Raw genomic sequence first — 19206 nt, forward strand, 5'->3', positions numbered from 1 at the left:
GTTGGGAAGGCTGATCGAACCGGTATGAAGCTTTCGAAATTTATCTGGCCGGTTGTCGGCGTCGTCGCTGTTCTTTTTTCGATCTGGCTTTTGATCCAGGAACTGCGAGGGCTTTCCCTCGACGAGTTGATGGAAAGCTTTGCGGCCATACCGATGCATCGGTGGGTGCTGGCCGGTCTTGCCACGCTGGTCGCTTACATCGGTCTTGCCGGTTATGACCGGGTCGCGCTGCTGCATCTCGGGCGCAAGGGCATCTCCTTCACCTTCATCGCGCTTTGCTCTTTCACGACCTACGCCTTGTCGCACAACATCGGCGCCTCCGTGTTTTCAGGCGCTGTGGTGCGCTATCGCGCTTATGGCTCCAAGGGTTTGACTGCGCGAGAGATCGGCATTCTCGTTGCCTTCTCGTCCTTCACCTTTGCGCTCGGCGTCATGCTGCTGTTTGCGTTGGTGCTGATCACCCATCCAGCCATCACCGAGCGCTTTGTCGGTCTTTTGCCGGTGGAGGCTTCGGCTGCGATGGGCTGGCTTCTGCTTGGGCTGGTCGCGCTTTACGTGATCTTTTCCTGGCTCGGCCTGCGTCCGCTGCGGATCGGCACGTTCGAGCTGCATTATCCTCGCCTGCCGGTGGTGTCGCGACAGCTCCTCATGGCCCCGATCGAGATCCTGGCTGCAGCCGCAATCATCTATTTCGCGCTGCCGGCCGAGGGCAATCCGGGCTATTGGGTCGTGCTTGGCGTGTTCCTCGTATCCTTTTCCGCAGCGCTGATTTCGCATGCGCCGGGCGGCATCGGCGTGCTGGAACTCGTATTCATCACCGCTTTGCCGGAGATGCGGCAGGAAGACGTTCTGGCGGCCTTGCTGATCTTCCGCCTGTTCTACCTCCTGATCCCCTTCGTTCTGGCGCTGTTCGTGATCCTCGGCTTCGAGCGCTCGCAGTTCGGCCGCAAGGACGTTGCGCCGACCGTTCCACCGGCGCCGACCGTGCCGCCGCGCTGATACGCCCAAGCCGCCTTGAGCTTTGGGCCAGCGCCTAGGCGCGCTGGCGGGGAGGGGCTACAGAGCCGGATCGTTGTTTCCGGTGACCTATGCCCGCTTCGCTTTTTCGTTTCATGCCGGCGCTGTTCGTTGTGCTGTGGTCCACCGGCTTTATCGGCGCGCGTTTTGCCATGCCGCATGCCGAACCGCTCGGCTTTCTGGCCATTCGCTTCGGCCTGTCCTTTGCGATCCTGTTTCTGGCCGTGCTGATCCTGCGCAAGCCCCGGCTGCCGGCGCGGATCGCACTCCATGCGGCGATCGCTGGCGCATTGCTGCACGGTGTTTATCTCGGCTTCGTGTTCTGGGTGATCCATGAAGGGTTTCCGGCTGGACTGACGGCGGCGATCGTCAGCCTGCAGCCGGTGCTGGTGGCGATCTTTGCCGCACTGTTTCTGGGCGAAACCGTTTCGTGGCGTCAGTGGACGGGCATTGCGCTCGGTCTTCTTGGAACCGTGCTGGTGCTGTTGCCCAAGCTCGGCTTCACCGATCCGGGTGCGACGCCGATCACCATTGCCGGCTGCGTTCTCGCATTGCTCGGCATCAGCGCCGGAACGCTGTGGCAGAAGCGCTTCGTGGGTCAGGCCGATCTGCTTGCCGGCACGCTGTGGCAATATCTCGGGGCGGCGATCGTGATGCTGCTACCCGCTCTTTTGCTCGAACAGGGTCGATTCACGTGGAACCCCAGCCTTGTTCTGTCGCTGCTGTGGCTGGTATTCGGCCTTTCGCTCGGTGCCGTCTTTCTTCTTATGGCGATGATCAAGAACGGCGCGGTGTCGAAGGTGTCGTCCTTGTTCTACCTCGTGCCGACCGTGACGGCGCTGATGGCGTTCTTTCTGTTCGGCGAACAACTGGAGCCGGTGCAGCTTGCCGGCATGGTTCTGGTGGGAGCGGGCGTGGCGCTTGCCACGCGTCAGGCCTCGACCCTGCGGCGCGCTTCGCGATAACGGCGGATCGAGGTGTTGAGTTCTCCGCCCAGGATGAAGATCGCCGAGATGATATAAAGAAAGACGATCGCCACCATGATCGAGGCCAATCCCGCATAGGTGGTGGCATAGGTGGAGAAGCGGCTGAGATAAGCCGCGAATACCGTCGATCCCACGAACCAGGCCGCCAGCGTGAAGGCGATGCCCGGGATGACGTGACGAAAGCGGCGCTTGCCGGCCGGCAGCCAGAAATGGATCGCCATCAGGCTCAGAATGATCACGCAGATCACGATGATATAGCGCCACAGATTGAGTGTGCCGATGAAGTTCGGCTCGATCCAGTCCACATTGCGCTCGGCAAAGGCCGCTACCAGCGGCGCCACCACGAGAAGCGCTGAAATCACCACGATGCCGATCGTGGCGATCAGCACGAAAAGGAGGCTTTGCAGCCGGCGAAAGATAAAGGAGCGGTTTTCGCTCACCCGGTATGCGCGGTTGAGCGACACACGCAGCGCTTCCACCCCGTTCGAGGCGAAGATCGCGGCTGCGATCACCGAAACGGTCAGGAAATCGCTGCGCTGAACGGTGAGCACATTCGTCACCTCCTGCGCGATCGGGGCGGCGATCGCTTCCGGCCACGCATCGAAGATCAGATGGATCGCAGTGTCCGAAAAGGCGCTGGCGCCGAGAAAGCTGGCAAGCGCCGCGGCAAAGATCAGAAACGGAAACAAAGCGAGGATGGCAGAAAGGGCAAGGTGGCTCGCCATTGACCAGCCATCGTCGGAATCGAAATGATTGTAAGCGTCGAGCGCAATCTTGCGTCCCGCTTTCGCGATGCGCCTGAGCCGTCCGGGCTTTCTTTTCTGGTTCGCGACAGGCGAGAACTCAAACATTCTTCACCGCTTGATCATCGGGCGATTGTCAGTTCCTATGGCCGTGGTCTCGCCACGATACGTGATTTCCTTAAAGCACGTGCCTATATAGGGCAAAGTTGCAGATCACTGCAGCACGCAGTTTCCGACGCGAACCACAAAAGAGATAATCATGGCCATTGTTTTCAACATGCTCGCCGTTCTTGTGATGGTTGCGGTTGTTGTTGTTCTGTTGCGGGGCCTCGTCGTGATGATGCGCGGCGGTTCGGGCAATACGTCGAACAAGCTGATGCAGGCGCGTGTCGGGCTCCAGTTTGTGGCACTGGTTTTGATCATGACCGCCTACTGGTTCTCGCAGCACGCGGGTTCCTGACCGCCCTTGTCAGCAGACTGAAGGGGCAGGCAGATGGTCAAGCTGAACAAGATCTACACGCGCACCGGCGACGACGGGACAACCGGTCTCGCCGCAGGTCCGCGCCGCGCGAAATACGATCTGCGCGTGGAAGCCTATGGCACGGTGGATGAAGCCAATTGCTGCATCGGCATGGCGCGGCTTCATACGCATGAACTGCTCCAGATCGACGCGATGCTGGCGCGCATGCAGAACGATTTCTTTGACCTCGGTGCCGATCTTGCCACCCCCGACACCGGAACCGATCTCGGCTATGAGCCGCTGCGGATTACGCCTGCGCAGGTGGAGCGGGTCGAGGCCGACATCGACCAGTTGAACGCCGCGATCAAGCCGCTGAAAAGCTTCGTTCTGCCGGGCGGCTCGCCGGCCGCTGCGGCACTCCATCTGGCCCGCACGGTGACACGGCGCGCCGAGCGCATCATCGTTCATCTGGCTGCCGACGATCAGGAAAAGGTGAGCGCGGACGTCATTCGCTATGTGAACCGCGCATCCGATTTCCTGTTCGTCGCCGCGCGCGCCTTGAACGACAATGGCGACAGCGATGTGTTGTGGGTGCCCGGGCAAAATCGCTGATGCGGCGGGTGCAATGCCGGCCGTTCAAACGATGGTTAGGTATTGACGGGCGCGGCCACCATGACTAGGCCTTGCCGCGTGTTTGGGCGTGTATGTCGGCATTCAGCTAGCGATTGCAGCCAGCGTTTGTTACCGACGCGCAATTCCGAGAGATAGAGGTAGTTGACGATGAAAGTCCTGGTCCCGGTAAAGCGGGTTGTCGATTACAACGTCAAGATCCGCGTCAAGTCTGACGGATCGGGCGTCGAACTCGCCAACGTGAAGATGTCGATGAATCCGTTCGACGAGATCGCTGTTGAAGAAGCGATCCGCTTGAAGGAAGCCGGCAAGGTCGAAGAGATCATCGTTGTTTCGGTTGGTCCGCAGCAGGCTCAGGAAACGCTGCGCACCGCGCTCGCCATGGGCGCCGACCGCGCGATCCTCGTGAAGGTCGAGGAAACCACCGAGCCGCTCACCGTCGCCAAGCTCCTCAAGGGCGTGGTTGATGCCGAACAGCCGGGCCTCGTGATCCTCGGCAAGCAGGCGATCGACGACGACGCCAACCAGACCGGCCAGATGCTGTCGGCGCTGCTCGGCTGGAGCCAGGCAACCTTTGCATCCAAGCTCGAGATCGAAGGCGAAAGCGCCAAGGTCACGCGCGAAGTGGATGGCGGTTTGCAGGTCGTGAACGTCAAGATGCCGGCGATCGTCACCACCGATCTGCGCTTGAACCAGCCGCGTTACGCATCGCTGCCCAACATCATGAAGGCCAAGAAGAAGCCGCTCGACGAAAAGTCGGCTGCCGATCTTGGCGTCGAGATCAAGCAGCGCCTCACCGTCCTGAAGACCGAAGAGCCGAGTGGCCGCAAGGCCGGCGTCAAGGTCAAGGACGTGGCGGAGCTGGTTTCCAGCCTCAAGTCCGCCGGCGTGCTCTGAGTTCGGAAGAAAGGAAAAGACATCATGGCTATTCTCCTCATCGCCGAACACGACAACGCATCGCTGTCCGACCAGACCGCCAAGGCGCTGACCGCCGCCACCCAGATCGGTGGCGATGTCGACGTGCTGGTGGCCGGCAAGGGCGCGCAAGGCGTGGCCGATGCCGCTGCCAAGCTCCAGGGCGTGCGCAAGGTTCTGCTGGCTGACAGCGACGATCTGGCTGAACGCCTGGCCGAGCCACTGGCTGACACCGTTGTTTCGATGGCCGACGGCTATGACACGATCGTCGCCCCGGCCACTTCCATGGGCAAGAACGTGCTGCCGCGCGTCGCAGCCCTGCTCGATGTGATGCAGATCTCCGAGATCATCGAAGTGGTTTCGGCCGACACGTTCAAGCGTCCGATCTATGCCGGCAACGCGATCCAGACCGTGCAGTCCAACGATCCCAAGAAGGTGATCACGGTTCGCACCGCGTCCTTCTCGGCTGCGGGCGAGGGCGGTTCGGCTTCGGTCGAAAACGCATCGGCCGCTGCCAATCCGGGCCTGTCCACCTTTGTGGAAAACCGTTTGTCGGAAAGCGATCGTCCGGAGCTCACCTCCGCCAAGATCATCATCTCGGGCGGTCGTGCGCTGGGTTCGTCGGAGAAGTTCGAGGAAGTCATCGTACCGGTGGCCGACAAGCTCGGTGCCGCGATCGGTGCCAGCCGAGCTGCCGTCGATGCCGGCTATGCACCCAACGACTGGCAGGTCGGCCAGACCGGCAAGGTCGTGGCGCCCGAGCTCTACATTGCCTGCGGCATTTCCGGTGCGATCCAGCACCTTGCCGGCATGAAGGATAGCAAGGTCATCGTGGCCATCAACAAGGACGAGGAAGCGCCGATCTTCCAGGTTGCCGATTACGGCCTCGTCGGCGATCTTTTCACGATCCTGCCGGAACTTGAAAAGGCGCTTTGACTTTCGTCGGTGAGATTGGGCAAAGTGATGAAGGCGGGATCCCTTGATCCCGCCTTTTCTATCTTTCAAGCGGCGCAAAGCCGCGTGCGGTGGGGTGATACGCAATGGCAATCGAAACCGTAGGCGTCATCGGCGCTGGCCAGATGGGAAGCGGCATCGCGCAGGTCGCCGCCATCGCCGGCTACAAGGTGCGGTTCTACGATGTCTCGGCCGACAGGATCGAGGCCGGTCTGGCAACGATCAGCGGCAATCTCGCGCGCTCCGTGTCGTCGGGCAAGCTGACGGAAGCCGAACGCCACGCGGCCATCGGCCAGATCACGGCTGCCAATGCCATCGACGACTTGGCCGCCGCCGATCTCGTGATCGAAGCGGCCACGGAAGACGAAACGGTCAAGCGCAAGATCTTTGCGCAGCTTTGCCCGGTTCTGAACCCGACCGCCATCGTCGCCACCAACACGTCGTCGATTTCGATTACCCGGTTGGCCGCGCAGACCGATCGTCCCGAGCGCTTCATCGGCATTCACTTCATGAACCCGGTTCCAGCCATGAAGCTGGTGGAACTGGTGCGCGGTATCGCCACCGAAGACGCCACCTTCGAGGCCGCGCGCGACTTCGTGTCGAAGCTCGACAAGACGGTGACCACGGCCGAGGATTTCCCGGCCTTCATCGTCAACCGCATTCTCCTGCCGATGATCAACGAAGCGATTTACACCCTTTATGAGGGTGTCGGTTCGGTTGAAGCGATCGATACGGCCATGAAGCTTGGCGCCAACCACCCGATGGGTCCGCTGCAGCTGGCCGACTTCATCGGCTTGGACACCTGCCTGTCGATCATGCAGGTGCTGCATGATGGCTTGTCGGACTCCAAGTATCGGCCGTGTCCGTTGCTGGTGAAATATGTCGAAGCCGGCTGGCTTGGCCGCAAGGTCGGTCGCGGCTTCTATGATTATCGCGGTGAAACGCCGGTTCCGACACGCTGAGCCAAGTAGAAAGCGGCTTTGATCGCTCGATTTGTGTCTTTTGTGCATCAGCGGTCGGGTAACGACCGCTGAAACGCCACAAACGCTTTTGTGATGCGCAACCGGAAGCATCCTCCTCTAGTTCTTCAATCGCTCAGCAACACGCGATCGAATTGGGGGATTCCCGTAATGAAGAAGTTTCTACTGCTCGCTTCGGCGACCATGATTTCTGCACCAGCCTTTGCGGCTGACGTCGTGATGGAAGAGCCGCCGGCACCGGTGGTGATGGAAGTTCCGGCAACGCGCGACTGGAGCGGCCTGTATGTCGGTCTCCAGGCTGGCTATGGCTTCGGTGACGATGGCCAGGTCGAACTGAGCCCGTTCACGCCAGCCCTCGTTGGCCCGTTCACGCCGGCAGGTGCCCCGGTTGGTTCCTCCTTCAATGCCAATGGCGACTTTGACGACGGTTTCGTCGGCGGCGCGCATATCGGTTACGATCAGCAGTACGGCAAGATCGTTCTCGGCGGCATTCTCGACATCAACTACACCGATCTTGGCGATGAACAGCGCGCCTTCTCGCGCTCGCCTGCCGAATATGTCGTAGAGCGTGACCTCGATTACCTCGCGACCCTGCGCGGCCGTCTTGGCTATGCGTTCAACGATCGCTTCATGGCCTATGCAACGGGCGGTCTGGCTTACGGTCAGGTCGACTTCAACTATCGCCAGGGCGCTGCGTCTCCGGCGAGCACCGTTTCGACTTCCGGCGGCCAGGATTCCGATTTCGGCTACACGGTCGGCGGCGGCATCGAAATGCGCGCGACGGACAAGATCTCGTTCGGTCTTGAATATCTCTACACCAACCTCGGCGGCAACGATTACTCGGCCAATCTGCAGGGCGGACCTTTCGGCGGTGTCGGTGGTGCTGCAGGCACCAACCCTGGCGGCACGACGCTGGTTGGTTCGGATGACGACTTCGACTTCCACACGATCCAGGCCAAGGTGTCCTACCGCTTCTAAGGCGTGAGGCATCCTGGTTGCTGAGCAGCCTTGATTAAAAAACCCGCCGGAGCGATCCGGCGGGTTTTCTTTGTTCAGCGGGTGAAAAGGGACAGCGGCTTGGGCGGCTCAGTTCTTGCGGGCTTCGGCTATCAGCCGGCGCGCGTCTTCGCTGTTCCATTCTGCCGGCCCGTTCATGTGGGTCAGCAAACATCCGTCTTCGTCGATCAGAAGGGTCACGGGCAGGCCAAGCGCCAGCGCGCGGGACTTCAGCTCGTTGAAGATGCCGAGCGAGTTGTCGCGGTAATGGGCGAGTGCCGTGACGCCGGTATCGGCCAGAAACGCCTTCGGCTTGGTGTCGTCGCCGGTATCGATATTGACTGCGACGACTTCGAAGCCGTCATCGCCGACCTCCTTCTCGAGCGCGTCGAGCGCCGGCATTTCCTCGCGGCATGGCGCGCACCAGGTTGCCCACAGGTTGAGAAGAACGGTCTTGTTCTTCAGGTCGGCAATCGTCATCGGCTGTCCGGCGGGATCGTTGAAGGCCAGCGACGCCAGGGATTGCGGCGGATCGGCCGGCAACATGGCCGCGACCTCGCCGATGGCGGCCTCGCCGACGCGCTGTGCCTTGTCGGCCTTGGCTGCGCAAACGCGATCTTCGGGTGAACCGCTGGCGGCAGCGAACTTGCCAGTTTCCCCGCCATTCACGTATACGGCAACCGCACCCGCCATGGCGCCCGCCAGCGCGGCAATCGCGATCCAGCGTTTTGCCGGAAAGAGTTTGGTGCGCTCAGTCATGATCTGTCTCCGAGAGCCGCGTATCACGATGACCGACGAAAAGACCAGTAACGAGATGTGGGGCGGACGTTTTGCCTCGGGTCCGGCGGCCATTATGGAGGCCATCAACGCCTCGATCGGCTTCGACCAGAAGCTTTATGCGCAGGATATCCGCGGCTCGATCGCCCATAGCGAAATGCTGGCCGTGCAAGGCATCATCACAGCCGAAGATCAGGCGCAGATCGCTGAAGGCCTGCGCACGATCCAGAGCGAGATCGAATCCGGCGAATTCCAGTTTTCGCGCCAGCTCGAAGACATCCACATGAATGTGGAAGCGCGGCTCGCCACGCTGGTCGGTTCCGCTGCCGGTCGTCTGCACACCGCGCGTTCGCGCAACGATCAGGTCGCGCTCGACTTTCGCCTGTGGGTCAAGGACGAGCTTCAGCGCATCGATCATGCACTAACTCAGTTGATCGCAGCATTCTTGACGCGTGCGGAAGAGCATGCCGCAACGGTGATGCCCGGTTTCACCCATCTGCAAACCGCGCAGCCCGTGACTTTCGGCCATCATTGCATGGCTTATGTCGAGATGTTCGGCCGCGATCTCAGCCGCGTGCGGGATGCGGCTGCTCGGCTGAACGAGTCTCCGCTGGGTGCCGCAGCCCTTGCCGGCACCGGTTTTCCGATCGATCGTCATATGACGGCGCAGGCGCTCGGCTTCCGGGAGCCGACCCGCAACTCCATCGATTCCGTGTCTGACCGCGATTACGCGCTGGAATTCCTCGCGCTCGGCGCAATCTGCGCCACGCATCTGTCGCGTCTGGCGGAAGAGATCGTGATCTGGTCGACGCCGCAATTCGGCTTCATCCGCCTGTCGGACGCCTTTTCCACCGGCTCCTCGATCATGCCGCAGAAGAAGAACCCGGATGCCGCCGAGCTGACGCGCGCCAAGACCGGCCGCATCAACGGCCATCTGATCGCGCTGTTGACCGTCATGAAGGGCCTGCCGCTCGCTTATTCCAAGGACATGCAGGAAGACAAGGAAGCCGTCTTCGACGCGGCCGAAACGCTCGACCTGATGATTGCGGCGATGACCGGCATGGTCTCCGACATGGCCATCCAGACGGAAGCGATGGCGCGCGCTGCGGGTTCCGGCTATTCCACCGCCACCGATCTCGCCGACTGGCTGGTTCGCACGCTGAACCTGCCGTTCCGCGAAGCCCATCATGTCACGGGCCGCGCCGTTGCCATGGCCGAAAACAAGAAGATCGGACTGGAAGAGCTGACGCTGTCGGACCTGCAGACCATCCATGCCGGCATCACCGATGCGGTGTTCGGTGTGCTATCAGTCGAGAACTCGGTCGCCAGCCGCACCTCCTTCGGCGGCACTGCGCCCGATCAGGTGCGCAAGCAGATCGCTTACTGGAAAGAGCGTTTGGCGCAGGCTTGAGTTTATCGCGGCTTGCCAAAGCCGTTCTTCCCGGTGCATTGCCAAGGTACCCAAGCCTTGGCCACCTTGCCGCAAGGATCCGCACGATGACTGGTTGCCGCATTCTCGTTTTCGCCACCTTGGCCGCCGCCGTTCTGGCGACGAGCGCCTGCGGCCGCAGGCCGGCCGAGCTGCAATCGCCAAGCCAGGCTGCCAACGAAACGAAACGCGAGGGCGCGGGCATCGGCATCAACCAGCCGGCCGCACCTGCCACCGTTTCGGCGCCCGAGCGCCGCTTCATCCTTGATCCGCTGATCTGACCGGGTAGCGTTCCCCGTGAATCATTTTGATTATCGCGACGGCGCGCTGTTCGCCGAAGACGTGTCGGTCGCCGACATCGCGCAAGCGGTCGGCACGCCGTTCTACTGCTATTCCACCGCAACCCTCGAGCGACATTACCGCGTCTTCGCCGAAGCCTTCCGCGATCTCGACGCGCTTGTTTGCTACGCCATGAAGGCGAATTCCAATCAGGCGGTGATCTCGACACTGGCCCGACTCGGCGCCGGCGCGGATGTTGTGTCGGAAGGCGAGCTACGCCGTGCGCTTGCCGCCGGCATTCCGGCCGAGAAGATCGTGTTTTCCGGCGTCGGCAAGACATCAGGCGAAATGGACTTCGCGCTTCAAGCCGGCATCCACTGCTTCAACGTGGAATCCGAGCCGGAACTGGAGCTGTTGTCGCAGCGCGCGGTTGCGGCCGGCAAGACGGCGCGCGTGTCCCTGCGCATCAACCCGGATGTCGATGCGCGCACGCACAAGAAGATCTCGACCGGCAAGGCCGAAAACAAGTTCGGCATTCCGCGCCAGCGTGCCCGCGAAGTTTATCAACGCGCCGGCGAGCTGCCGGGCTTGAGGATCGCCGGCATCGATATGCATATCGGCAGCCAGATCGTGGAGCTGGAACCCTTCGACGACGCGTTCCGCGTCCTTGCCGATCTCGTTGAACAGCTGCGGGCCGATGGCCATGCGATCGAGCATGTCGATCTCGGCGGTGGTCTCGGCATTCCGTATCGGCGCGACAACGAACCGCCGCCGCTGCCCGATGCCTATGCCCAGATCGTGCACAAGCATGTGAAGCCGCTCGGCCTCAAGGTCATCTTCGAGCCGGGTCGCCTGATCGTCGGCAATGCCGGCATCCTCGTGTCGTCCGTGATTTATCGCAAGGAAGGCGAGGCGAAGAACTTCGTGATCGTGGATGCCGCGATGAACGATCTGATCCGCCCAACGCTTTATGACGCTTTCCACGACATCCGTCCGGTGCGTGAAGCCGAACCGGATGCGCGCCGCATCAAGGCGGATATTGTCGGGCCTGTCTGCGAAACCGGTGATTATCTCGGTCAGGATCGCGATCTGCCGGTGATGGAGCCGGGCGATCTGATCGCGGTGGGCAGCGCCGGCGCTTATGGCGCGGTGCAGGCCGGAACCTACAACACGCGGCTTCTGGTGCCGGAAGTGCTGGTGTCCGGCGACCGCTTCGCGGTGATCCGCGCGCGTCCGACCTATGAGGATCTGATCGGCCTCGATCATGTGCCGGAGTGGCTTGGGTCCTGATCCCGGCCGATCCTCACATTATGGTGCGTGGCGCGGGCTTCGCCTCGCCTTCGCCGCATATGCTGCTATCGTGATGGGGAAATGCGGCCGATCCTCCTTTCGAGGAGGCCGCCGAAAGGGCTGATGGCGTCGACACCACCCAAGCACGGTCTGGATAGGGGAACGCCGCAGCTCAGGCGACGGCGCGGGCTGACGGCTGCCACGATGGTGGTGGAGCGCCTTTGGCCGCTCGTTTTGCCGATCCTTCTCGTTGTCGGCCTGTTTCTCGCATCGTCCTGGTTCGGCCTGTTCCGCATGGTGCCGGATATGATCCGGATCGGCGCGCTGGCTGCCTTCTGTGTGGCGGCGCTGGTTGCGCTTTATCCGCTGCGCTTCTTCCGCCAGCCCACGCGCGCCGAGATCGACCGCCGCATCGAGGCGTCGAACCAGCTTCTTCATGCGCCCGTGCGCACGCAGACCGACCAGCTGACCGGCTCCGACGATCCCTTCGCCAGCGCCTTGTGGCGCGAGCATCAGCGCCGCATGGCAGCCCAGCTCGGTTCGCTTTCCGGCGATCTGCCGAACACGCGTGTGCCCGAACGCGATCCGTGGGGCCTGCGCGCCGTTGTTGCGCTTCTTCTGGTGATCGCCTTCGCCTTTTCCGCCGGTCCTTATGGCGGCGGGCTGTTTGATGCGTTTCGCAGCCGCCCGGGTGTCGAGGCGGTACCGCCGCGCATCGACGCCTGGGTGACGCCGCCTGGGTACACCGGCAAGGCGCCGATCTTCCTCACCGCCGACGCCAACCGTGAGCAAAGCGCCTTTATCGTGCCGACCGGCAGCCAGATTTCCGTGCGCGTCACGGGTGGCAGCGGCACGGAGACGCTGGATTACATCGATGTGAACGGCCAAACACGCGCGATCGAGCCCGGCGTCGACGCCAAGGCCGCGCCTGAAACAGCGGCCGCCCGGGTGCCCGCCACGCCGGTCCAGACAACAGGCACCCTCCAGTTCAGCGCGACGCTGGTGAGCGAAGGCGAACTCGTTTTGAGCCAGAACAGCGAGGCTCTCGGCCGCTGGCAGTTCGCCGTAACGCCCGACAATCCGCCGACCATTCGCTTTTCGGAAGACCCCAAGCAGGCGGCCAATGGCAGTCTCGAACTGTCCTACGCGCTCGAGGACGATTACGGCGTGGCGTCCGCGCAGGCCCTGATCACGCCGGCCGAGCCGCCGGCCCAAACGGCGCACCCGCTCTACGATGCACCGGAAATGCCGCTGTCCTTGCCGCGGCGCGGCGAAACGGAACGCAAGACCGTGCGGGATTTGACCCAGCATCCCTGGGCCGGCACGGAAGTTGATCTGACGCTGAAGGCCGTTGATGGCGCCGGACAGGAAGGCGTGTCGGAACCGAAGGCGATGCGCCTGCCCGAACGCCGCTTCAACAATCCGATCGCGCGCGCCTTGATCGAGCAGCGCCGTATTCTCGCGATGGACGCCGCCAATCGCCCCGCCGTTCTTGAACTGATGGACGCGATTACCTTGCGTCCGGAAGACACGTTCGAAGAGCTGTCGAACTATCTCGGCATCATGTCGGCGCGCACGCGGCTGCAGATGGCACGCGACGACGACCAGCTGCGCGATGTCGTCGATTATCTCTGGGATATCGCGCTCACGATCGAGGATGGCGCGCTGTCTTCGGCCGAAAAGCGCTTGAAGCAGGCGCAGCAGGCCTTGAAGGACGCGCTGGAAAACGGCGCCAGTGACGAGGAAATCGAACAGCGCATGGCCGAACTGCGCGAGGCCATGAACGAGTTCCTGAAGGAGTTCGCCCAGCGCGCGCAGCCGAACATGGCGCAGGAGATGCCGTCCGACATGCAGGCGCTGAGCCAGCGCGATCTCGAGCGCATGATGAACCAGATCGAGGATCTCGCGAAGTCCGGCCAGAAGGATGCCGCGCAGCAGATGCTGTCGCAGCTCGAGCAGATGATGAACAACCTGCAGGCCGGCCGTGCCGGTCAACAGCAGCAGGGCGGGCAGCAGCAGAACGCCATGCGCCAGCAGATGGACAAGCTCGGCGAGATCATGCGCCGCCAGCAGGAGATGATGAACGAGACCTTCCGTCTCGACCAGATGCAGCGCGGCCAACAAGGCCAGCAGGGTCAAGAAGGCCAAGACGGCCAGCAAGGTCAGCGGGGGCAACAGGGCCAACAGGGACAACAAGGTCAGGGTGGCCAAGGCGGCCAGGGCCAGCCGATGTCGCCGCAGGAGCTTGCCGAAGCGCTGGAACAGTTGCAGCAGGGCCAGGGTCAGTTGCAGCAGGAGTTGCAGCAGTTGCAGGAAAGCCTGCGTGGCATGGGTGTTCAGCCCGGCGAGGGCTTCGGCCAGGCCGGTGAAGCCATGGGGCGCGCCGAAGGCGCTCTGGGCAGCGGCGAAGGCGAGCGCGCCACTGGCGAACAGGGCAATGCACTGGAAGCGCTACGCCGCGGGGCACAGGACATGATGCAGCAGATGCAGCAAGCGCAGCAGGGCGAGGAAGGCCAGGATGGTCAGGGACAGCCGGGCGGCCGCCAGCGCAGTGCCGATCGCGATCCGCTGGGTCGTCCGCGCGCCACCACAGGTCCGGATTTTGGCAACTCGGTTGAGGTGCCCGATGTGATCGACGCCCAGCGCGCGCGCCAGATCCTCGACGAAATCCGCCGCCGCCTCGGCAATGCGCTCAGCCCACAGCTCGAACGCGAATACCTCGAGCGCCTGCTCGATCTTCGCTAAAAGACGAGCGCCTGCTCGATCTTCGCTAAAAGACAAGCGCCTGCTCGATCTTCGCTAAAGGCCGAGCATCACCCTGATATCTCCAGGCGTCGCGCCGGCCGCGCGCAGATCGGCGAGTGACTGACTGCCGGCGCTTTTGGAAAGCTTGCGGCCTTCCCCATCCAGCACCAGCCGGTGATGATGATAGGTCGGCTCGGGCAGGTCCAACAATGTCTGCAGCAGCCGGTGCACGGCGGTGGCGTGGAACAGGTCGCGCCCGCGCACGACATGGGTGATGCCTTGCAAGGCGTCGTCCACCACAACGGCCAGCGTGTAGCTCGCCGGAAATTCCTTGCGCGCCAACACCACGTCGCCCCAGAGGGAAGGGTCGGCTTGAACCTGTCCGGTTTCGCCGGCGGGACCTTCGCCGGTCTCCGTCCATGACAAAGGATGGCCGACCCGCATCAATGCCGCGTGCATATCGAGCCGCCACGCGAAAGGCGCGCCGGAGGCCATGCGCGCTTGCCGTTCGGCGTCGGGCATCCCGCGCTCATCGCCGGGATAAAGCGGTACCCCATCGGGATCGCGCGGCCATCGCTGACCCGTGGCCTCGGCATCCGCGATGCGCCGCCGGACCTCGCCCCGGCTGAGAAAGGACGGGTAGATCAGCCCCAACGCCTGCAGGCGTTCTAGCGCATCCTTGTAATCCGCGAAATGCTCGGATTGCCGGCGCACCGGCTCTTCCCACCGCAAGCCGAGCCAGGTCAGATCCTCATAGATGCCGGCTTCATTCTCCGGCGTGCAGCGGGTGAGGTCGGTGTTTTCGATACGCAGCAAGAAGCGCCCGGCAACCCGCTGCGCTTCTTGCGCATTGAGGATCGCCGACAACGCATGGCCGAGATGCAGTCGCCCGGTCGGGCTTGGCGCGAAGCGGAAGGTTGGGCGATTGGCAGGCGGCATCAGCGATTGCTAAGCTGCATTGCCCGAGAAGAAAAGGCAGGCCGATGCGCCGTATCGAAACGCTTGAGCATGTTGGCGAGGATCTTGACGCCCTCGTTGCCGCCGATCCGCGTTTGGTGCCGGTGCACGCGGCTGCCGGTGAGATTCCGCTGCGGCTCGTTCCGCCGGGTTTTGCCAGCCTTGCCGGCATCATCACCTCGCAGCAGGTGTCGCGCGCCAGTGCCGATGCGATTTTTGCCCGCTTCCTGGCGCTTGTCGATCCGCTGACGCCCGAAACGCTTCTTGCTGCGCCCGAGACCGTGTTTCGCGAAGCTGGCCAGTCGCGCGCCAAGCAGCGAACGCTGCTCGCGCTGGCTCAGGCCTGCGTCGAAGGCCGCATCCGGCTCGATGCGATGCGCGAGCACCCGGCGGAGCAGGCTATCGCCGATCTCACCGCCGTGCCGGGCATCGGGCCGTGGACGGCGGAAGTCTACCTCATGTTCTGCGCCGGCCATCCCGATATCTTTCCGGCCCATGATGTCGCGCTGCAAACGGCGGTGGGGGATGCGCTGGCGATCGCGCCGCGCCCGTCTGCGAAGGCGCTCGCCAAGGTCGCCGAAGCCTGGTCGCCGCACCGCTCCGTCGCGGCTCGTTTGTTCTGGGCTTACTACGCTGTGATTCGCCGACGCGATGCGCTTCCGCTCGGCTGAATGCGCCAATCCGTGTCAGGACCCTTTCGAAATAACGAAAACAGCGGCCTGAACGTCATTTTCCCTGCTTCACAGCCCTGTCATATCAGGCTTACACTATCCGCGTCAGTCGACAGCTTTTCCCGAAGGGAGGTGCGTTAGTGACGATCGCGGTTTCCCCGGACGGGTTGCCAGCGCTGGTGCTGAATGCCGATTACCGGCCTCTGAGCTATTACCCTTTGTCGCTCTGGTCTTGGCAGGATGCGATCAAGGCGGTCTTTCTTGACCGCGTGAACATCGTTGCCGAATACGACCACGAGGTTTCCTCGCCATCCTTTTCGATGCGCCTGCCGAGCGTGGTGTGCTTGAAAAGCTATGTGAAGCCGTCGCGTCATCCGGCCTTCACCCGTTTCAACGTCTTCCTGCGCGATCGCTTCCAGTGCCAATATTGCGGTGCGCCGGACGATCTCACTTTCGATCACGTCATTCCACGCCGTTGCGGCGGCACGACGACCTGGGAAAACATCGTCGCAGCCTGTTCGCCTTGCAATTTGCGCAAGGGCGGCATGATGGCGGCGGAAGCCAAGATGTTTCCGCAGCAAAAGCCGTTTGCGCCCACCGTGCACGACCTGCACAACAACGGCCGGCTGTTTCCACCCAACTATCTGCATCAAAGCTGGATGGATTATCTTTACTGGGACGTCGAGCTGGAGCCCTGAGCCTTGATCAGGCCCTGCCGCGGGCAAAGGCGCCGCGCAGCATGATCATCGCCAGGATCGCCGCGCAGATCGCCTGCCAGCCGGCAAAGGACAGGCCGAGCACCCGCAGCGCCGCCTTGTCGCAGGATGGCGGAATCACGGTGTTCAGCGAATCCAGAACGCCGCCCGATGTGCCCGACGTCGCATCCACGGCCACGCCGCAATCGGTCGGTCCCGGCCAGAAACCCCATTCCACGCCGGCATGAAAGATACCGAGATAAAGCGCCCAAACCATCAGCAGCGCGCCGGCAAGGATCAGCAGACGGGTGATCAGCGCCGGCCCGCGCATGAAGGACAGGATCACGGCGAGCGCCAGGATCGGCAGGCCGATGTAGTAAGGGATGCGCTGTTCGTAGCAAAGCTTGCAGGGGATATAACCGCCGATCACCTGAAAGCCGACGGCCGTGCCGACCGTCAGCGCCATGCCGAGAAAACCGACGAGCGACAGTGTCTTCTGGGTGTGTCCAACGGGATCGTTCAGTGCCATGATCATCCTGCCGATTTCGCGGAGTTGGGCATCCGCCTGCTTGTCGGCACCGGCTTAGGCGCAAAGTTTCGGCCCGGCAATGATTGGCTTATGGACAGCGCGTCAACAATCATCACCGTCTGCCGAAAGCAGTGATTTCGGGGGCTTGCAGGCTGCAGATCGGTCTGGCATTTCTTTGAAAGCCGTCGTATAGGAACGCGGCCTTCCCGAGCCGCCTGGGTTTCGGGATCTGCACCGTGCGGGTGTGGTGGAATTGGTAGACGCGCCGGACTCAAAATCCGGTTCCGCAAGGAGTGTCGGTTCGACCCCGACCACCCGCACCACTTTTTTCTTTCAAGTCATGATCATGCGTCCCGGTCGCGGTTCCGACCGGGCACGGCGCCTCGCATCATGCCGAAGCGAGGAGGGCCTTGTTCGAGGCCGCCAACCAGCTTTCGAAGGCTTTCGGCTCCATCGGGCGCCCGAACAGATAGCCTTGCACCTCGTCGCAGCCCCATTGCCGCAACTGCTCGAAGGTTTCGGGCAGTTCCACGCCTTCGGCCACCATGTGGTAGCCGAGATCGTGGCCGAGCTTGATGACGGTCGGAACTGTGACTGCCGCATTGTGATCCGTCAGCGCCTGCGCCACCAGCGAGCGGTCGATCTTCAACGTGGTTGCGGGCAGCGACAGGAGATAAGCGAGATTGCTGTAGCCGCTGCCGAAGTCGTCGATCGCAACGGTGATGCCGAGATCACGGATCGCACTCAAGCGCGAAAAGGCGATATGGCTGTTGTCGAGGTTCATGTCCTCGACGACCTCGATCTCCAGGCGTTTGGGATCAACGCCGGTGGCGTCCAGCACTTCGCTCAGCCGCGAAACGAGATCGTCCTCGAACAGGTTCTTGGATGAGATGTTGAAGGACACGGTCAGATCGATGCCTGCGGCCTTCCAGGCTGCGATCTGGCGCAGCACGTTGCGCATGACCCAGTCGGTGACCTCGTGGATCAGGCCAGTCTTGTCGACGAGCGGGAACAGCTCGGCAGGCGACACCGGACCCCAGATCGGATGGTTCCAGCGCAGCAGGGCTTCGGCGGCGATGCACCGGCGCGACGCCACATCGATGCGCGGCTGATAAACGAGATAAAGCTGTTTTTGCGAGCGCAGCGCTTCCGGCAGATCGGACAAAAGGCTGTACATGCGCTTTTGCGCATCGTCGTGATCGCTGTTGTAGGTCGCGAAAAGCCGCTCGCTCAGCCGGGCTTCGCGTGCTGCCGACAAAACGGTGCGCAGCACGTCGGGCGACGACATTTCCATCAATCCGGCAGATCGAATGCCGAAGCAGGGATTGAGCGCCGAGGGTATGCCGCGGCTGGTGACCAGCGGCTCGCGCAGATCCGTATCCAGTTGCTCGATCAGGGCATGCGGCGTGTCCTGAGCGCCATCCAACATGAAGGCGAGATAGGCGCCGCCGACATGATAAACGGTGTTGCCTGGCAGATGGCGTTTGAGAATGGTCGCCGCATGGCGAACCTGCTCGTTGTAGAAATCGATACCGAGCGCGCCGATGACATCATTGGCGTTGCGGTTGTCGATCACGTCGACCAGCACGATCCAGCAGGTTCTGCCGGGATCGGCGCGCACCATGTCCTGCAGGCTGAGCAGGAACTGAATGCGGTTGGGCAGACGGGTGAGGGGATCCACGCGGCCGATGTCGCGGTCGCTCTTCACCTGGATCATGACGAGCGCGGCCAGATCTTCGAGCATGCGGACCTGTTCGGGCGCGAAGCTGCGTTGCTTGATGTCGAACAAGCACAACGTGCCGACGGCAAAGCCGTCATGGGTCATCAAGGGCGCGCCGGCATAAAAACGCAGGCCAGGCCCATCGACCACATCGTTCAGGCCGCAAAAGCGGTCGTCACCCAGCGCATTCTCGACCACCGTGGTTTTGCCGGTGGCAATCGGCACGCGGCAGAAGGACTGGTCAGGCGTGTTTTCGCGCCGATCGGTGCCGAGATGCGATTTGAACCACTGGCGGTGACCATCCATGAAGGTGATCAACACGACGGGCATGTCGAACACTTCCTGGGCGATCCGGGCGATCCGGTCGTAGGCTTCCTGGTTGCTTGTGTCGTCCATGACCGCGAGGTCTCGAACAACCTCCAACCTGAGCGGT

General features: G+C 62.4%; 19 protein-coding genes and 1 tRNA gene. 15 read left to right on the top strand and 5 right to left on the bottom strand.

The features are described from left to right. Positions 1–24 precede the first annotated feature (24 nt). Together JYU29_RS16910 and JYU29_RS16915 are read left to right on the top strand one after the other, a co-directional pair. Positions 25–999, top strand: coding sequence for a lysylphosphatidylglycerol synthase domain-containing protein (locus tag JYU29_RS16910; RefSeq protein ID WP_213986024.1), 975 nt, complete (start codon positions 25–27; stop codon positions 997–999). An 89-nt stretch (positions 1000–1088) separates the two neighbouring features. Next, on the top strand, positions 1089–1982 hold the full coding sequence (locus JYU29_RS16915; RefSeq protein ID WP_213986025.1) for a DMT family transporter: 894 nt from the start codon (positions 1089–1091) through the stop codon (positions 1980–1982). Here the strand turns inward: JYU29_RS16915 and JYU29_RS16920 are convergent. Continuing rightward, positions 1949–2854: a YihY/virulence factor BrkB family protein gene (locus tag JYU29_RS16920; RefSeq protein ID WP_213986026.1), complete on the bottom strand. Its 906-nt coding sequence runs from the start codon at positions 2852–2854 to the stop codon at positions 1949–1951. The two genes, JYU29_RS16915 and JYU29_RS16920, sit on opposite strands and share 34 nt — an antisense overlap. 151 nt (positions 2855–3005) lie before the next feature. On the opposite strand from JYU29_RS16920, the gene JYU29_RS16925 reads away from it, so the two are divergent. The 6 genes from JYU29_RS16925 (at position 3006) to JYU29_RS16950 (ending at position 7663) form a co-directional block, all read left to right on the top strand. Next, a complete protein-coding gene (locus JYU29_RS16925; RefSeq protein WP_213986027.1) occupies positions 3006–3206 on the top strand; it encodes a twin transmembrane helix small protein in 201 nt (66 codons plus the stop codon). A gap of 33 nt (positions 3207–3239) precedes the next feature. After that, positions 3240–3818: a cob(I)yrinic acid a,c-diamide adenosyltransferase gene (locus JYU29_RS16930; protein ID WP_213986028.1), complete on the top strand. Its 579-nt coding sequence runs from the start codon at positions 3240–3242 to the stop codon at positions 3816–3818. Positions 3819–3986: 168 nt separating this feature from the next. Next, complete coding sequence (locus JYU29_RS16935) at positions 3987–4733, top strand: electron transfer flavoprotein subunit beta/FixA family protein (RefSeq protein WP_213986029.1); 747 nt, start codon at positions 3987–3989, stop codon at positions 4731–4733. 24 nt (positions 4734–4757) lie between these two features. Further along, entirely contained in the window at positions 4758–5687 is a 930-nt protein-coding gene (locus tag JYU29_RS16940; RefSeq protein WP_213986030.1) for an electron transfer flavoprotein subunit alpha/FixB family protein, read from the top strand. 104 nt (positions 5688–5791) lie between these two features. Next, positions 5792–6667: a 3-hydroxybutyryl-CoA dehydrogenase gene (locus tag JYU29_RS16945; RefSeq protein ID WP_213986031.1), complete on the top strand. Its 876-nt coding sequence runs from the start codon at positions 5792–5794 to the stop codon at positions 6665–6667. A gap of 168 nt (positions 6668–6835) precedes the next feature. Continuing rightward, positions 6836–7663, top strand: coding sequence for an outer membrane protein (locus JYU29_RS16950; RefSeq protein ID WP_213986032.1), 828 nt, complete (start codon positions 6836–6838; stop codon positions 7661–7663). A gap of 108 nt (positions 7664–7771) precedes the next feature. Here the strand turns inward: JYU29_RS16950 and tlpA are convergent, their stop codons facing one another. After that, positions 7772–8440, bottom strand: a complete 669-nt coding sequence (gene tlpA, locus JYU29_RS16955; RefSeq protein WP_213986033.1) for a thiol:disulfide interchange protein TlpA — start codon at positions 8438–8440, stop codon at positions 7772–7774. 28 nt (positions 8441–8468) lie between these two features. Here tlpA and argH point away from each other — a divergent pair, with 28 nt between their 5' ends. From argH to JYU29_RS16975, 4 genes are all read left to right on the top strand, one after another. After that, complete coding sequence (gene argH / locus JYU29_RS16960) at positions 8469–9869, top strand: argininosuccinate lyase (protein ID WP_213986093.1); 1401 nt, start codon at positions 8469–8471, stop codon at positions 9867–9869. Positions 9870–9955: 86 nt separating this feature from the next. Then, entirely contained in the window at positions 9956–10168 is a 213-nt protein-coding gene (locus JYU29_RS16965; protein WP_213986034.1) for a hypothetical protein, read from the top strand. A 16-nt stretch (positions 10169–10184) separates the two neighbouring features. After that, the gene (gene lysA / locus JYU29_RS16970; RefSeq protein WP_213986035.1) at positions 10185–11456 is read left to right on the top strand and encodes a diaminopimelate decarboxylase; all 1272 of its coding nucleotides are present in this window, start codon (positions 10185–10187) and stop codon (positions 11454–11456) included. Positions 11457–11579: 123 nt separating this feature from the next. Next, the gene (locus JYU29_RS16975) at positions 11580–14201 is read left to right on the top strand and encodes a TIGR02302 family protein (RefSeq protein WP_213986036.1); all 2622 of its coding nucleotides are present in this window, start codon (positions 11580–11582) and stop codon (positions 14199–14201) included. Between the two features lie 54 nt (positions 14202–14255). Here the strand turns inward: JYU29_RS16975 and gluQRS are convergent, their stop codons facing one another. Continuing rightward, entirely contained in the window at positions 14256–15140 is an 885-nt protein-coding gene (gluQRS, locus tag JYU29_RS16980) for a tRNA glutamyl-Q(34) synthetase GluQRS (protein WP_213986037.1), read from the bottom strand. Positions 15141–15184: 44 nt separating this feature from the next. Between gluQRS and JYU29_RS16985 the strand changes: the two genes are divergently transcribed. Next, on the top strand, positions 15185–15829 hold the full coding sequence (locus tag JYU29_RS16985; protein WP_213986038.1) for a DNA-3-methyladenine glycosylase family protein: 645 nt from the start codon (positions 15185–15187) through the stop codon (positions 15827–15829). A 140-nt stretch (positions 15830–15969) separates the two neighbouring features. Then, positions 15970–16527 carry an HNH endonuclease gene (locus tag JYU29_RS16990; protein WP_213986039.1) on the top strand — a complete coding sequence of 186 codons (558 nt, stop codon included), beginning with the start codon at positions 15970–15972 and terminating at the stop codon, positions 16525–16527. Positions 16528–16534: 7 nt separating this feature from the next. Here the strand turns inward: JYU29_RS16990 and JYU29_RS16995 are convergent, their stop codons facing one another. After that, positions 16535–17053, bottom strand: coding sequence for a disulfide bond formation protein B (locus JYU29_RS16995; protein WP_213986040.1), 519 nt, complete (start codon positions 17051–17053; stop codon positions 16535–16537). 238 nt (positions 17054–17291) lie between these two features. Here JYU29_RS16995 and JYU29_RS17000 point away from each other — a divergent pair. Next, a tRNA-Leu gene (locus JYU29_RS17000) sits at positions 17292–17376 on the top strand. Positions 17377–17441: 65 nt separating this feature from the next. Here JYU29_RS17000 and JYU29_RS17005 read toward each other — a convergent pair. Next, the gene (locus JYU29_RS17005; protein ID WP_213986041.1) at positions 17442–19169 is read right to left on the bottom strand and encodes a sensor domain-containing phosphodiesterase; all 1728 of its coding nucleotides are present in this window, start codon (positions 19167–19169) and stop codon (positions 17442–17444) included. Positions 19170–19206: the final 37 nt, after the last annotated feature.

It is taken from the genome of Tianweitania aestuarii (assembly GCF_018457165.1).
GTDB lineage: Bacteria > Pseudomonadota > Alphaproteobacteria > Rhizobiales > Rhizobiaceae > Tianweitania > Tianweitania aestuarii.

Coding starts and splice junctions, on each gene's coding strand:
- JYU29_RS16910 (WP_213986024.1), top strand. CDS start 25: ATGAAGCTTTCGAAATTTATCTGGCCGGTTGTCGGCGTCGTCGCTGTT.
- JYU29_RS16915 (WP_213986025.1), top strand. CDS start 1,089: ATGCCCGCTTCGCTTTTTCGTTTCATGCCGGCGCTGTTCGTTGTGCTG.
- JYU29_RS16920 (WP_213986026.1), bottom strand. CDS start 2,854: ATGTTTGAGTTCTCGCCTGTCGCGAACCAGAAAAGAAAGCCCGGACGG.
- JYU29_RS16925 (WP_213986027.1), top strand. CDS start 3,006: ATGGCCATTGTTTTCAACATGCTCGCCGTTCTTGTGATGGTTGCGGTT.
- JYU29_RS16930 (WP_213986028.1), top strand. CDS start 3,240: ATGGTCAAGCTGAACAAGATCTACACGCGCACCGGCGACGACGGGACA.
- JYU29_RS16935 (WP_213986029.1), top strand. CDS start 3,987: ATGAAAGTCCTGGTCCCGGTAAAGCGGGTTGTCGATTACAACGTCAAG.
- JYU29_RS16940 (WP_213986030.1), top strand. CDS start 4,758: ATGGCTATTCTCCTCATCGCCGAACACGACAACGCATCGCTGTCCGAC.
- JYU29_RS16945 (WP_213986031.1), top strand. CDS start 5,792: ATGGCAATCGAAACCGTAGGCGTCATCGGCGCTGGCCAGATGGGAAGC.
- JYU29_RS16950 (WP_213986032.1), top strand. CDS start 6,836: ATGAAGAAGTTTCTACTGCTCGCTTCGGCGACCATGATTTCTGCACCA.
- tlpA (WP_213986033.1), bottom strand. CDS start 8,440: ATGACTGAGCGCACCAAACTCTTTCCGGCAAAACGCTGGATCGCGATT.
- argH (WP_213986093.1), top strand. CDS start 8,469: ATGACCGACGAAAAGACCAGTAACGAGATGTGGGGCGGACGTTTTGCC.
- JYU29_RS16965 (WP_213986034.1), top strand. CDS start 9,956: ATGACTGGTTGCCGCATTCTCGTTTTCGCCACCTTGGCCGCCGCCGTT.
- JYU29_RS16975 (WP_213986036.1), top strand. CDS start 11,580: ATGGCGTCGACACCACCCAAGCACGGTCTGGATAGGGGAACGCCGCAG.
- gluQRS (WP_213986037.1), bottom strand. CDS start 15,140: ATGCCGCCTGCCAATCGCCCAACCTTCCGCTTCGCGCCAAGCCCGACC.
- JYU29_RS16985 (WP_213986038.1), top strand. CDS start 15,185: ATGCGCCGTATCGAAACGCTTGAGCATGTTGGCGAGGATCTTGACGCC.
- JYU29_RS16995 (WP_213986040.1), bottom strand. CDS start 17,053: ATGGCACTGAACGATCCCGTTGGACACACCCAGAAGACACTGTCGCTC.
- JYU29_RS17005 (WP_213986041.1), bottom strand. CDS start 19,169: ATGGACGACACAAGCAACCAGGAAGCCTACGACCGGATCGCCCGGATC.